Source organism: Accumulibacter sp., assembly GCF_036625195.1.
GTDB lineage: Bacteria > Pseudomonadota > Gammaproteobacteria > Burkholderiales > Rhodocyclaceae > Accumulibacter.
This window is the reverse complement of record NZ_JAZKUG010000001.1, coordinates 542,113-555,050: the sequence shown is the minus strand read 5'-3', so window position 1 is coordinate 555,050 and position 12,938 is coordinate 542,113. Positions and strand designations below refer to the sequence as shown.

At 65.7% G+C, this 12,938-nt stretch carries 11 protein-coding genes; 6 read left to right on the top strand and 5 right to left on the bottom strand.

The window, feature by feature from the left end:
- The first annotated feature begins 51 nt into the window (after positions 1–51).
- The 3 genes from flgK to V5B60_RS02520 all read left to right on the top strand — a co-directional run bounded on the left by flgK (position 52) and on the right by V5B60_RS02520 (position 4,112).
- Positions 52–2,097, top strand: coding sequence for a flagellar hook-associated protein FlgK (gene flgK, locus V5B60_RS02530; RefSeq protein ID WP_332345460.1), 2,046 nt, complete (start codon positions 52–54; stop codon positions 2,095–2,097).
- A gap of 117 nt (positions 2,098–2,214) precedes the next feature.
- Positions 2,215–3,564 (top strand): flagellar hook-associated protein FlgL, encoded by a 1,350-nt coding sequence (gene flgL, locus V5B60_RS02525; protein WP_332345459.1) that lies wholly within the window; start codon positions 2,215–2,217, stop codon positions 3,562–3,564.
- Complete coding sequence (locus tag V5B60_RS02520) at positions 3,561–4,112, top strand: hypothetical protein (RefSeq protein WP_332345458.1); 552 nt, start codon at positions 3,561–3,563, stop codon at positions 4,110–4,112. The genes flgL and V5B60_RS02520 overlap by 4 nt, the downstream gene beginning before the upstream one ends.
- A 70-nt stretch (positions 4,113–4,182) precedes the next feature.
- Here V5B60_RS02520 and V5B60_RS02515 read toward each other — a convergent pair whose 3' ends face one another.
- From V5B60_RS02515 to V5B60_RS02500, 4 genes are all read right to left on the bottom strand, one after another.
- Entirely contained in the window at positions 4,183–4,440 is a 258-nt protein-coding gene (locus V5B60_RS02515) for a hypothetical protein (RefSeq protein ID WP_332345457.1), read from the bottom strand.
- Between the two features lie 161 nt (positions 4,441–4,601).
- Positions 4,602–6,710 carry a methionine--tRNA ligase gene (metG, locus tag V5B60_RS02510; RefSeq protein WP_332345456.1) on the bottom strand — a complete coding sequence of 703 codons (2,109 nt, stop codon included), beginning with the start codon at positions 6,708–6,710 and terminating at the stop codon, positions 4,602–4,604.
- A 60-nt stretch (positions 6,711–6,770) separates the two neighbouring features.
- Positions 6,771–7,751, bottom strand: a complete 981-nt coding sequence (locus V5B60_RS02505; RefSeq protein ID WP_332345455.1) for a Nudix family hydrolase — start codon at positions 7,749–7,751, stop codon at positions 6,771–6,773.
- A gap of 34 nt (positions 7,752–7,785) precedes the next feature.
- A complete protein-coding gene (locus V5B60_RS02500) occupies positions 7,786–8,721 on the bottom strand; it encodes an ATP-binding protein (protein WP_332345454.1) in 936 nt (311 codons plus the stop codon).
- Between the two features lie 46 nt (positions 8,722–8,767).
- Between V5B60_RS02500 and mltA the strand changes: the two genes are divergently transcribed.
- The 3 genes from mltA to V5B60_RS02485 all read left to right on the top strand — a co-directional run bounded on the left by mltA (position 8,768) and on the right by V5B60_RS02485 (position 11,818).
- Complete coding sequence (gene mltA / locus V5B60_RS02495; protein WP_332345453.1) at positions 8,768–10,003, top strand: murein transglycosylase A; 1,236 nt, start codon at positions 8,768–8,770, stop codon at positions 10,001–10,003.
- 176 nt (positions 10,004–10,179) lie between these two features.
- A complete protein-coding gene (locus V5B60_RS02490; protein ID WP_332345452.1) occupies positions 10,180–11,382 on the top strand; it encodes an ammonium transporter in 1,203 nt (400 codons plus the stop codon).
- 31 nt (positions 11,383–11,413) lie between these two features.
- Complete coding sequence (locus tag V5B60_RS02485) at positions 11,414–11,818, top strand: TolC family protein (protein WP_332345451.1); 405 nt, start codon at positions 11,414–11,416, stop codon at positions 11,816–11,818.
- A 296-nt stretch (positions 11,819–12,114) separates the two neighbouring features.
- On the opposite strand, the gene zapD is transcribed toward V5B60_RS02485, so the two are convergent.
- A complete protein-coding gene (zapD, locus tag V5B60_RS02480) occupies positions 12,115–12,882 on the bottom strand; it encodes a cell division protein ZapD (protein ID WP_034935170.1) in 768 nt (255 codons plus the stop codon).
- Positions 12,883–12,938: the final 56 nt, after the last annotated feature.

Here is a 12,938-nt window from a genome sequence, read left to right as displayed (position 1 = left end):
ACTTCCGTGGCAGGTTGCCGTTGACAGAACCATCAGTCAGGAATTGATCGCATGGGCTCAGGAATCCTTGGTGCCGGTGTCAGCGGCCTTTTGGCCGCACAGCATGGTCTGCAGACCACCGAGCACAACATCGCCAACGCCAATACTCCGGGTTACACGCGGCAGCGGGTGATACAGGGCAGCAATCCGGGCGTGAACACCGGTTCCGGTTTTCTTGGCCAAGGCACCCGTGTCACGACCATCGAGCGCGTCTACAGCAGCTTTCTCACCGAGCAGGTGGATCGTTCGCAGAGTGGTGTCAGCCAGCTCGACGCCTACGTCACACAAATCAAGCAGATCGACAATCTGCTGGCCGACAGCAGTGCCGGCCTGTCGCCGGCATTGCAGGACTTCTTTGATGGCGTCGCACAGGTGGCGGCCAATCCGTCGCAAATGCCCAGCCGGCAGACACTGATCTCCAATGCACAGGGGTTGAGCGCCCGTTACCAGTCTCTGGGAACACAACTGGCGCAGATGTACGACAGTATCAACGGTGAGATCAGGGACAGTGTCACGGCCATCAACTCCTATGCCGAACAAATCGCCAGCCTGAACGAGCAGATCGGCCTCGCCGAGGCGTCTACCGGCCATACAGCCAACGACCTCCTGGACGCACGTGACAACCTGGTGGCCGAACTGAACAAGCTGGTCCGGGCGAGAACCAGTACCGATGGCGGCGGCGGCATCAACGTGTTCATCGGCAACGGTCAGCAACTGGTCGTCGGATCGCAGTCGATCGGTCTCGCGACCACCGTCTCGGCAAGCGATCCCACGCGTCTGGTGGTCGGTCTCAAGAGTGGTGTCGGTGTGCGGGAGATGCCCGAGTCACTGATCACAGGTGGCAGCCTGGGCGGCTTGCTGGCCTTTCGCAGTGAGTCCCTGGACCGTGTCAGCAGCGACCTCGGACGCAACGCGGTCTCGCTGGCGTTGACCGTCAATGCCCAGAGCGCACTCGGCCAGGATCTCCTGGGCCAATCCCTGCTGTCGCCGCCACCGTCAGGTTTCACGCCGGCGTTGTTCACGGTCGGCGAGCCGGGCGTACGGGCTGACAACCGGAATCCGCCCGGCAGCCCAACCGTCAGCGCGGCTTTCACGACGCCGCTGCCGTTCAGCGGCAACTTCTACACCGACCTCGTGGCAAGCGACTATCAGCTCACGTCGGACGGCGCCAGCGTCACCCTGACCCGCCTGGCGGACGAGCGGCAATGGACGGCGGCTGACCTGGTGGGGCTCGACGCGCAATTGCAAAGTGACCCGCAGGGCTTTTCTCTCGCGTCCTCGGCGCCGTTGCCGGCGGGTGCCAGCTATCTCGTACAGCCGACGCGCGATGCGGCGCGCAAGATCGCGGTCAATCCGGCAGTCGTCGCCGATCCGCGCCTGATCCCCGCGGCCGCCCCGATCAGGACCGGAACCGGCGCGGCCAACACGGGTTCGGCGGCGATCTCGCCCGGCAGCAACGGACCGGGATACGAAGCCCTCGGCGCTGCACTGCCGCTTACTGTCGTGTACGAGAACAATCACTTGCGCAATTTTCCCGCCGGTACGCTGGTGTCGATCGACGGTGGAACACCGCAGCTGATCGCCAGTACGGCCAGCGTCGTTCCCTATACCAGCGGCGCCAGCATCACGCTGGTGGGTACGAGCAACACCAGTCCGCCGGCCGGGATCAGTTTCAGCATCAGCGGCTTACCGAACAACGGTGACAGCTTCGTGCTGACGAGGAACACTGGGGCCAGCGCCGATGGCCGCAACGCTCTGGTGCTCGCGGAACTGCAAATGCGCGATACCATGTCGGGCAAGACGGCGTCGTTCCAGGAGAGTTATGCGCAGTTGGTCAGTGAAAATGGCAACCGGACCAGGCAGGCGCAGATTGGCGGTGAGGCACAGAATTCCCTGCTGAAACAGGCACGGGAGAGCCGCGATTCCCTTTCGGGCGTCAATCTCGACGAGGAAGCCGCCAACCTGATCCGCTATCAGCAGGCCTATCAGGCCTCGGCCAGGGCGCTGCAGATCGCCACCAGCCTGTTCGACACGATTCTCGACCTCGCTGGCGGTTAGCGTGCCGGATTGATCACGGTGTCGGGCTTGGCCGGACCCGGTACGCCACGGGTGGAGCGTGTGGGCTGAGCAGTTTTCTTCATTTGTGACAGCGAAGCGACAGAGGCAGGAGAAGCGATGCGCATCAGTACCAGCCAGCTCTACGCAGCCGGTGCAAACGGAATCGAGCGTCGGCAGAACCAGCTCCTCAAGCTGCAGGAGCAACTTTCGAGTGGCCGCCGCCTGTTGACACCGGCTGACGATCCGGTGGCAGCGGCACGGGCGCTGGAAGTGACGCAGGCGATGGAGATCGGCGCTCAGTATGCGCGCAATCAGGGCATCGCGACCGACCGCCTGCGCCTTGTCGACAGCCAGCTGACGGGATTGACCGAGGTCATGCAGAGCATTCGCAGCCGGGTCATCCAGGCCGGCAATACCGTCCTCTCCGACACCGATCGGCAGGCGATTGCGAGCGAACTCGAGGCGCGCTTCGAAGAGATGCTCGGCATCGCCAACAGTCGCAGCGCCGAGGGGGACTACCTTTTTTCCGGCCACCGCGGATCGACGATGCCTTTCGCCCGTGGTGCAGTGGTATCGCCTGCGACGAGCGGCTTCGTCAGTTATTTCGGCGACGATGGCGAGCGCCTGTTGCAGGTCGGTGCTGCGCAGCAGATGGCGACCAGTGTTGCCGGCAGCGAGTTGTTCATGCAGCTTCGGGAAGGCAACGGCAGCTTCGTCGCCGCCGCCAGTGGCAACGGGACTGCCCAGCCAAATCAGGGGAGTGGCATCATCGGTCAGGGTTCCGTTCTCGACCAGGGGAAGTGGGCAGCCGCAGTCAACGGCGGTTTCGCCTGGCAGGGAACCGACCATCGCGCCCTGCAGATTCGCTTTTCGTCGGTCGCAGGGGTGAGCAGCTATCAGCTTTTCGACGTCTCGCAGCCAGCGCCGCCGGCGGCACCCTTGCCGGCGACCGCGGTTGGTCCGGTCCTGCCCTTCACGCCTGGGCAGGCGATCCCGCTGTTGACGACCCAACCGCCGGCTCCGTCGGTAGGAGTCGACTTCGGCGCGCAAGTGGTGATCACCGGCTCGCCCGCTGCCGGTGACACCTTCAGCATTCGGCCGAGCACCAACAAGAGCGTCTTCCAGACCCTGCAGGAGGCGATCGACCTGCTCCGCCTACCGCTCGACTCGAGTACCGCGCGGACCGAGTTTACCGGCAAGATGCAGGGGCACCTCGCAGGCATCGATCAGGCGCTGGCGAAAGCCGGCGAGGTGCAGTCGAGCGTCGGCACCCGCCTGCAGACCCTCGATGCGCTCAGCGACAACGCGACCGCGCTCGACATCCAGTATCAGCAGACCCTTTCCGATCTCGTCGACCTCGACTTCGTGCGGGCGATCTCGGATTTCACCCGCGAGCAGGTCAGCCTCGAAGCGGCGCAGAAGTCCTTCGTCGCGATCAGCGGGTTGAGCCTGTTCAAGTACCTGTGAGCAGGGTGCATTTCCTGCGTGTCCTTGGTGCGAGCCTGTCGCTGGCACTGCTGGCTGCCTGCGGCACGATTGATTGGAACGGGCAGCCGGCGCCGGTCAGTCAGCCGTACGACCTCGCCTTCACGCAGGCGCCCAACCCGACGGCAAGCCTGCCGCCGGCAAAGGCTCTCGCGCTCGCCGGCTCCGTCGGCTACATGGCGAGCCAGTACGGCGGGCCGGCACAATACCTGAACTATGGCGCTGCCCTGGTCATCGCTGCCTACGTCATCTACGATCCGCTGGCGCCCAACTGGACGATCGAGGAGACCGTGTTCGAAGGAGATACCTATCGGCTGGCGATGCGTGCCAAGAGTTTCCGCATCGGCGGCGACGGCGAATCAGGGCTGATCTTCAAGCGGCGCGCGCTGCAGCTTCAGCGCCAGCGCGGCTTCGCCGCCTACCGGGTGCTCGACTACTCGGAAGGAATCGAATCGAGTACCCCGTTCACCCACCGCTACGCTGAGGGGGTCTTTCAGCTGGTTTCCGCCGACCCCGTGCGCAAGCCCTGATCGGGAGCGGCGACAGCCGGGCGACAGCGACGCCAGCGCCGCGGCAGGCTGACGCTGCATCGTCTCCTTTTCAGCCGTCGATCTCATCGGTCGGGCGCTGTCTTGAGAGTTCGTGGAGGATTCCGGCGACGGACCAGAGCATCAGCACGACGCCAGCCGCCACCGTCAGGATGGCGGTCGCGGTGCTGGTCGGGAAATCGGGAAGGAACAGCGTCTGCTGCCGGGCCAGCCACATCAGGCCGCTGGCCAGGATCAGGGTGCCGGCAACGTCGAGCAGCGCGTAAAGCATCACCCTTGCGGTGACGCGCGGCCGTTGGCCTCGATCCATGCCGTACCCTAGGAGTCCCTGCCGCTCGACCCGCTCGACGGAATCGCACCCTGGCGTGCCAGGCGGCGTCGCCATACGTCGCCATGGCCAGTGTTGCGGGCGCCTTGCCTGCCGCGACGACGCAGTGAATCCATGGGTGGGTGGATCGCCTCGAAGAGGGACTAGCGGACGCGCATGCCGGGCTGGGCACCGTCATCCGGCGCCAGCAGGAAGATGCCGGGGGTCTCGCCGGCGGGGTCGGAGGCGGCGAGGATCATTCCTTCGGACATCCCGAACTTCATCTTGCGCGGTGCCAGGTTGGCGACCATCACCGTCAGTCGGCCAACCAGCGTTGCCGGATCGTAGGCGGCCTTGATGCCGGCAAAGACCTGTCGTCTTCCCAGCGGGCCGACGTCGAGCAGCAGCCGCAGGAGCTTGTCGGCGCCTTCGACTTGCCCGGCTTCGCTGATGCGCGCGATGCGCAGATCGACGCCCAGGAAGTCGTCGATGCTGATGTGCGGCCCGGTCGGTGTCGCCACGGCTGCCTGCGCGACGGCAATGGCGGCCGCCTTCTCCTGGTGCTCGGCGTGCCGCTGCGGCGCTGCGGGCACCGTGGTTGCTGCCAGCGACTCGCGATTGGCGGCGAGCAGGGCATCAATCTGCTGCTTGTCCACCCGGGTCAGCATGTGCCGGTAGCCGTTGATCACATGCCCGGCCGCGAGGACCGTCGCCGCGTCTTCCCAGACCAGTGGCGCAACGTTCAGGAAGGCCTCGGTCTTCGCGGCGAGCGCTGGAAGGACCGGTTTGAGCAGAATGGCGAACAGCCGGAAGAGGTTGATCGCGTTGCTGCAGGCAGCCTGCAGTTCACTCTCGCGACCCGGATCGCGCGCCAGTTCCCAGGGTTTGACGCGGTCCACATACTGGTTGGCGAGGTCGGTCAGGGCCATGATCTCGCGGATCGCCTTGCTGAAGTCGCGCGCCTCGTAGTGCTCGGCGATCAGCCGGCGGCGTTCGCGGATCGCCTCGATCGCCGGCAGCGATTCGTCGCAGGTGCATAACCGGCCGGCGAACTTGCGGACGATGAAGCCGGCCGAACGGCTGGCGATGTTGACGAACTTGCCGACCAGATCCGAGTTCACGCGGGCAATGAAGTCATCGAGGTTGAGATCGATGTCCTCCATCGAGCTGCCCAGCTTCGCCGCGTAGTAGTAGCGCAGCCATTCCGGGTCGAGGCCCTGTTCAAGGTAGCTGGCGGCGGTGATGAAGGTGCCGCGCGACTTCGACATCTTGGCACCGTCGACGGTCAGGAAACCATGCGCGAAGACTTTGCTCGGCGTCCGGTAGCCCGCATGCTCCAGTTCGGCCGGCCAGAACAGAGCGTGGAAGTAGAGGATGTCCTTGCCGATGAAATGGTAGAGCTCGGTCGTCGAGTCCGGCCGCCAGTACTCGTCGAAATCCAGCCCCAGGCGATCACACAGGTGGCGGAAGGCGCCCATGTAACCGATCGGCGCGTCGAGCCAGACGTAGAAATACTTGCCCGGCGCGTCGGGAATCTCGAAACCGAAGTAGGGTGCGTCGCGCGAGATGTCCCAGTCGGTCAGGCGGTTGTCGTCGGCGTTGCCGAGCCATTCCTGCAGCTTGTTCGCCGCCTCGTTCTGCAGGCGGCCCTGGGTTTGCGTCCAGCGCCGCAGAAAGGCTTGGCAACGCGGATCCGAGAGGCGGAAGAAGAAGTGTTCGGACTGCCGCAGCTCTGGCCGCGCGCCGGAGATCGCCGAGTAGGGGTTCTTCAGCTCATCGGCGGTGTAGGCGGCACCGCAGCTCTCGCAGTTGTCACCGTACTGGTCGGCCGCGCCGCATTTCGGGCATTCGCCCTTGATGAAGCGGTCGGGCAGGAACATCTGTTTCAGCGGGTCGTAGTACTGCTCGATCGTGCGCGTTTCGATCAGCCCGGCAGCGTGCAGGCGCGAGTAGATTTCGTTGGCGCAGGCACGGGTCTCCGGCGAATGGGTCGTGTAGTAGTCGTCGAAGCCGATGTGGAAGCCGGCGAAGTCGCGCGTGTGTTCGCCATGCACCCGCTCAATCAAGTCTTCTGCGGTGATTCCTTCCTGCTCGGCACGCAACATGATCGGTGTCCCGTGCGTGTCGTCGGCGCAGACGTACCAGCACTGGTGGCCGCGCATCTTCTGGAAGCGCACCCAGATGTCGGTCTGGATGTACTCGACGAGATGGCCGAGATGGATGGCGCCGTTGGCATAGGGCAGTGCGGATGTGACCAGAATCTTGCGTGTCATCGGCGTCGGTGCAAACGGGCAAAGGCGGCATTCTACCAAACGGACCTTGTCGCGCAGGTTTCATCTGCCGGCATCGTCCGCCCTGCCGCGCGCTCGATGCCAGCCACGCAGCATCGCGATGCCGTGTGCGCCGTGGCCGCAGGCTTCCGCCAGCAGCGCCGGCTGCATGCCGCCGAGCGCATAGAGTGGCAGCGGCGAATTCTCGCCGAGCTCGGCAAAGCGCTGCCAGCCGATACCGGCTGCCTGCGGGTGGCTGGGGGTCGGCAGCACCGGGCCGAGGACCGCCAGGTCGAACTGCAGGCGAGCCGCTCGCGCGAGGTCGTCGGCGTCGTGGCAGGAAGCGCCAACCAGCGGCAACGGCGGCTTCTCCGCGAGTTGCCAGAGGCTGGCCGAAGAGAGGTGGACGCCATGCGCGGCGACCGCCGTCGCCAGTTGCAGGTCGTCGTTCACGAGAATCCTGGCTGCGGGATGCCCGCTGGCGAGGCGCATGACGCGATGCGCGAAGTCGAGCCGAGCGCTCGCCGACAGTGTCTTGTCACGCACCTGGACCAAGCGCAGGCCGTTGCGCAGTGCCGTCTCAAGCCGCTCGAGTTCGGCCTCGACACCGTTCTCGCTGGCGTTGGTCAGCGCATAGACCGGCGGCAGCGCCAGCGCGCGCAGGATCGGCCCGTTCGCCGGCAGGATCGGGGCGACGTCTGCCGCCTTTCCGGCGCGCAGCCAGACGAGGCCACTGTGTTCGAGCGTCGCGGGCTCGCCCTGCCAGGCGTGGACGCGGAAGAAGCGCAGGCGGACCGTCGCGTGCGGATAGCTGAACTCGCGGCAAAGCCAAGGCCAGGCGCGCCCGACGGCGATCCCGAGTTCCTCGCGCAGTTCGCGCCGCAGGGCCGCGAGCGCCGTTTCGCCGGCTTCCACCTTGCCGCCCGGGAACTCCCAATAGCCCGCGTAGGGTTTTCCTGGTGGGCGCTGGGCGAGGAGAAATTCTGGGGCGGCCGGATCGCCGCGCAGCAGGACCGCTGCCGCGACTTCCGTGATCACGCTCATCGCCCCCGCCCCGCGTCGTGCCTGGCGTCGGCGCTCATGCGTGCTGCCGCGAGTGTCGGCGCGAGCGGCCGCTGGGGGCCGGGCGCGCATCGGCGGCGGCGCGCTGGCGGCCTGCCCAGTCCCTGGCAAACTGCCAGGCGACGCGGCCGCTGCGCGAACCCCGTTCGACTGCCCAGTTGAGCGCCGCCCGTTCGCTGCCGGCGATCTCCTCCGGTGGGCAGCCGAAGGAACACAGCCAGTGCGCGACGATGTCGAGGTAAGCATCCTGGTCGAAGGGGTAGAACGAGATCCAGAGGCCGAAACGCTCGGAAAGCGAGATCTTTTCCTCGATCGCCTCGCCGGGGTGGATCTCCTCGCCAACGCGCCGGCTTTCGAGGTTCTCGGCGAAATACTCGGGCATCAGGTGGCGGCGGTTCGAGGTCGCGTAGATCAGCACGTTCTCCGGCGCCGCCGCAAAAGAGCCGTCGAGCACCACCTTGAGCGCCTTGTAGCGTGCGTCTCCGGATTCGAAGGAGAGGTCGTCGCAGAAGATGATGAAACGCTCCGGGCGTTCCTCGACCAGCTCGACGATCTGCGGCAGGTCGGTCAGCTCGGCCTTTTCCACCTCGATCACGCGCAGGCCCTGCGCTGCGTACTCGTTGAGCAGCGCCTTGATCAGCGATGACTTGCCCGAGCCACGTGCACCGGTGAGCAGGACATTGTTGGCCGGCAGCCCGGCAATGAACTGGCGGGTATTGCTGTCGAGGCGAGCCTTCTGCTCGTCGATGTCGCGCAGGTCGGCAAGGCGGATTCGGGGCAGGCGGCGGATCGCCTGCAGGTGGCCGGATCCGTTCGCGCCGCGCCAGCGGAAGGCATGCGCCGCGCTCCAGTCGGGAGCCGTTGCCGCGGGCGGCAGCAACGGCTCGAGGCGATCGAGGAGGCGCTCGGCGCGAGCGAGAAAGGAGGCCAGCTGCGCCAGGGAGTCACTCATTGAACAGTATACTGGGCGGGTTGCACGAACCCGATACTCTAGCCAAATGATCCGCAAAAGCCAATCACGTTGCCTCGTCATCACCGTCCTCGCGCTGCTGCTCACCGCCTGTGGCAGCACGGGCAAGCCGCCGCTCGGTGGCGGCGCCGGCGCCACCGCCTGCCCGCCGTGTCCGGATTGCCCGGGGGCAGCACCGCCAGCCGTCCCCAGGATGGACGCGAAGCCGCTGCAGGCGGCGCGCTGGAGGGACCTCCCAGGCTGGAGCGACGACGATCTGGCAGCCGCTTGGGCGCCTTTCCTGCGGTCGTGTCGCGGTCTTTCCAGTCGCGCGCAGTGGCCGCAATGGAAAGCCGTCTGTGACGAGGCGCGGTCCATGGCCGCGCCGACGGCCGCCGCCGCCAGGGCCTTCTTCGAGTCACGGCTGCAACCGTGGCTGCTGACCAATCCCGACGGTTCGACCCGCGGTCTGGTGACCGGCTACTACGAGCCGCTGCTTCGCGGCTCGCGCACGCGTGGCCAGCCCTACCTGCAGCCGGTGCTCGGCGTTCCCCCCGACCTGCTGACGATCGACCTCGGCAGCGTCCTGCCCGAGCTGAAGAACATGCGCCTGCGCGGTCGCCTGCAGGGCAACCGGGTCGTCCCCTACCTCTCGCGTGCCGAGATCGGCAAGCGTGCGAACGAAGGCGGCGAACGGGTGCTGCTCTATGTCGACGATCCGGTCGAGCTCTTTTTCCTGCAGGTGCAGGGTTCCGGGCGCGTGCAGTTGTCGGATGGCAGCACGCTGCGGCTGGCCTATGCCGACCAGAACGGCCACCCCTATCAATCGATCGGTCGCGTGCTCGTCGATCGTGGCGAGATGAGCCTCGAACAGGCATCGATGCAGTCGATCAAGCAGTGGGCGCGCGCCAACCCGAGCCGGGTCACCGAACTGCTGAACGCCAATCCGAGTTACGTCTTCTTCCGCGAGGAAGCGATCCGCGGCAAGGAGGGCGACGGCCCGAACGGCGCACTGGGCGTGCCGCTGACCCCAGAGCGCAGCATTGCGGTCGATCCCCGACATGTCACCCTCGGCGCCCCGGTGTTTCTGGCGACGTCCCGTCCCGATTCGGTGCAGCCCTGGCGACGGCTGGTGATGGCGCAAGACACCGGCGGCGCCATCCGCGGCGTCGTCCGGGCCGACCTCTTCTGGGGCTTCGGCGCCGCTGCCGGCAACGAGGCCGGGCGCATGAAGCAGCAGGGGCAGATGTGGGTCCTGCTGCCAGCCGGGGCCGCACCACCGTAGGTCGCGGCTGAGCTCTCGGAGTGCCCCGTCGCCCCGTTCTGGTGCGTAGACTCCCGCTGATGCATCCTGATTGTGCGCGGAATGGGCGCATGCCGTAGATGATGGTCGATTCCGGGGCATGACAACCCTGGAACGGGATTTGCTTGTTGGCTCCATCACGAAATCCTGGAGGAGCCATGGAAGCACTCAAGTCTGGTAGCGACGTCCTCTTCATCCTGCTCGGCGGCATCATGGTGCTGGCGATGCATTCCGGTTTTGCCTTTCTCGAGCTGGGGACCGTCCGCAAGAAGAGCCAGGTCAACGCGCTGGTGAAGATCCTGACCGATTTCTCGGTGTCGACCATCGCCTATTTCTTCGTCGGCTACAGCATCGCCTACGGCGTCAATTTCTTCGCCGGCGCCGACACCCTACTGGACAAGAACGGCTTCGAGCTGACCAAGTTCTTCTTCCTGCTTACCTTCGCTGCGGCGATTCCGGCGATCATCTCGGGCGGCATTGCCGAACGCGCGCGTTTCTACCCGCAGCTGGCGGCGACCTTCCTGATCGTCGCCCTGGTCTATCCGACCTTCGAGGGCATCGCCTGGAACCAGGCCTTCGGCATCCAGGCGTGGCTCAAGGCGACCTACGGCGAGGAGTTCCATGATTTTGCCGGTTCCGTCGTCGTGCACGCGATGGGTGGCTGGCTCGCCCTGCCGGCGGTTATCCTGCTCGGCGCGCGTCACGGTCGCTACACGAAGGAGGGCAGGGTGTCGGCGCACCCGCCGTCATCGATCCCCTTCCTGGCTCTCGGCGCGTGGATCCTCACCGTCGGCTGGTTCGGCTTCAACGTCATGAGCGCGCAGACGATCGACAAGATCTCCGGGCTGGTGGCGATGAACTCGCTGATGGCGATGGTCGGCGGCACCCTGGTGGCGATGGTCGCCGGCAGGAATGACCCGGGCTTCGTGCACAACGGTCCGCTCGCCGGTCTGGTGGCCGTCTGCGCCGGCTCCGACCTGATGCACCCGATGGGCGCCCTGGTCGTCGGTGGTGTCGCCGGCGGCCTCTTCGTCCTGATGTTCACGCTGACGCAAAACCGCTGGAAGATCGACGACGTTCTCGGCGTCTGGCCGTTGCACGGGCTGTGCGGCGCCTGGGGTGGCCTCGCCGCCGGCATCTTCGGCAGCAAGGCGCTCGGCGGTGTCGGCGGCGTCGCGTTCATGCCGCAGCTCCTGATGACCCTGCTCGCGATCGGCATCGCGCTGGTGGGTGGCACCGTGGTTTACGGGTTGCTGAAGAGCACCGTCGGGCTTCGTCTCGATCGCGAGCAGGAGTTCAACGGCGCCGATCTCTCGATTCATCGCATCACGGCAACGCCGGAACGCGAGACGAACTGGTAGGGGCTCGGAGGGCCTCTACCCGCTGCACTCGATGCTCGCGCAGGGGATTGGCGGCAAGCATGGCTCCGCGGCGACGCTGATCGTCGTCCTCGGCGTCGCCCGCGAAAACTCCGCGCTGCCGAAGCGCAACCTGGAGGCCACCGAGCGCCGGTTCAAGCATGGCAACGACTCGGAAGTCGACGTGCAGCAGGCGAAATCGCAGTACCTGAGCACGCTCGCCACGATCCCGCAGATCGCGGGCAACCTGCGCCAGACGCGGAACGCGCTTTCCGTGCTGCTCGTCGGCCCACCGGGTCCGCAAGCGGAAATGGCGGCGGGACGGGAACGCACCCCGCGGACCGAACCGGCGATCGTCGTCGACATGTCGGCCGAGATGCGGCGGCGTCGCCCCGACGCGCGTGCGCCGAGATGCGCCTGGCGGCTCAATCGGCGCTGATGAAGCAGATTGCGCTGGAACTGCCTTGGCGAGCCTGCCTCCCAGAGGACATCCCGCCAGTCCTCGTTCGCCATGTGGACGACTTCGCGCAGTTTCTCGATCTTTCCGTCGCAAAGCTTGAGAACGGCGAATCTCAGGTTTTCCAGTGCGTATTCGTCGCAGTCACTGCAGTTGGGAAGGTTGTTCGCGCACTGTTCCGTGATGATGCGAACAACCTCCTCGACGTCGTCCGGCGGAAAGAGTCTCTCGACCGCTTTCGCGATGTTCGGTGTCAGCGGCAGCGCGATGTCGGCTGCCTACAGATTGCAGAACAGCATGTCGAACTCGACATCGGTGTCGCAGTGGCGCGGCCGATGGTCGCTGTCGGGGCGGGTGAAGCGGATGTTCAGCGCGTACTTGTTGGCGCTGATCTCCGGAATGTAGGGGTCGTGCAGCTTGAGCGAGATACGGACCATCTGTGACGTACTCTGGACGTTGCTGCCACCGAGCATGAGCTGGAACGCCCCACCGCTGGCGACATGGTGCTCGGAGCGGCCACTCGCGCGCAACAGGCGCAGGACGATCGTCAGCGCGTCACGCAGCGGCAACAGCGGTTGCAACCAGCCGAGCAGCGCCTCGCGGCGGACGTCGGGTGGCTGATGCCGCCAGTAGTGGTACGAGGGGAGGTCGAACTCGCAGACCCCGCCGGGGATGCTGGCACGACTCTTGATGCTCATCAGCCAGTCATTGTCGCGCAGGTGCTGGCCGATCTTGCCCGCCATTCCGAGCAGTGCCGCCGAAGCGTTTTCGATCTCGTACAGTGCGCCAGCGAGCGCGTCCTCGGATATGTCCGGATTGTTGCGAAACGCCAACAGGCTCTGACGTTGACGCTCGAGTTCCTGTATCAGGTCCATCTTCAGGTCGGCACGGCCGGACACGTCGAGGATCTCGAACAGGGTGAGGAGGACGACATGATGCTCCTGCGAGCCGTCCCGCTGCATGAAGCTGCTCAGTTTGTGGAACAAATCCTCCAGCCGCAACAGTGTGCGAATGCGCTCATTGAAGGGATATTCGTAGGTGATCACGCTGCCGCCGGCATCGGAATGGACGATTTCCGATGATTCTGAAGCATTTGCAGCAA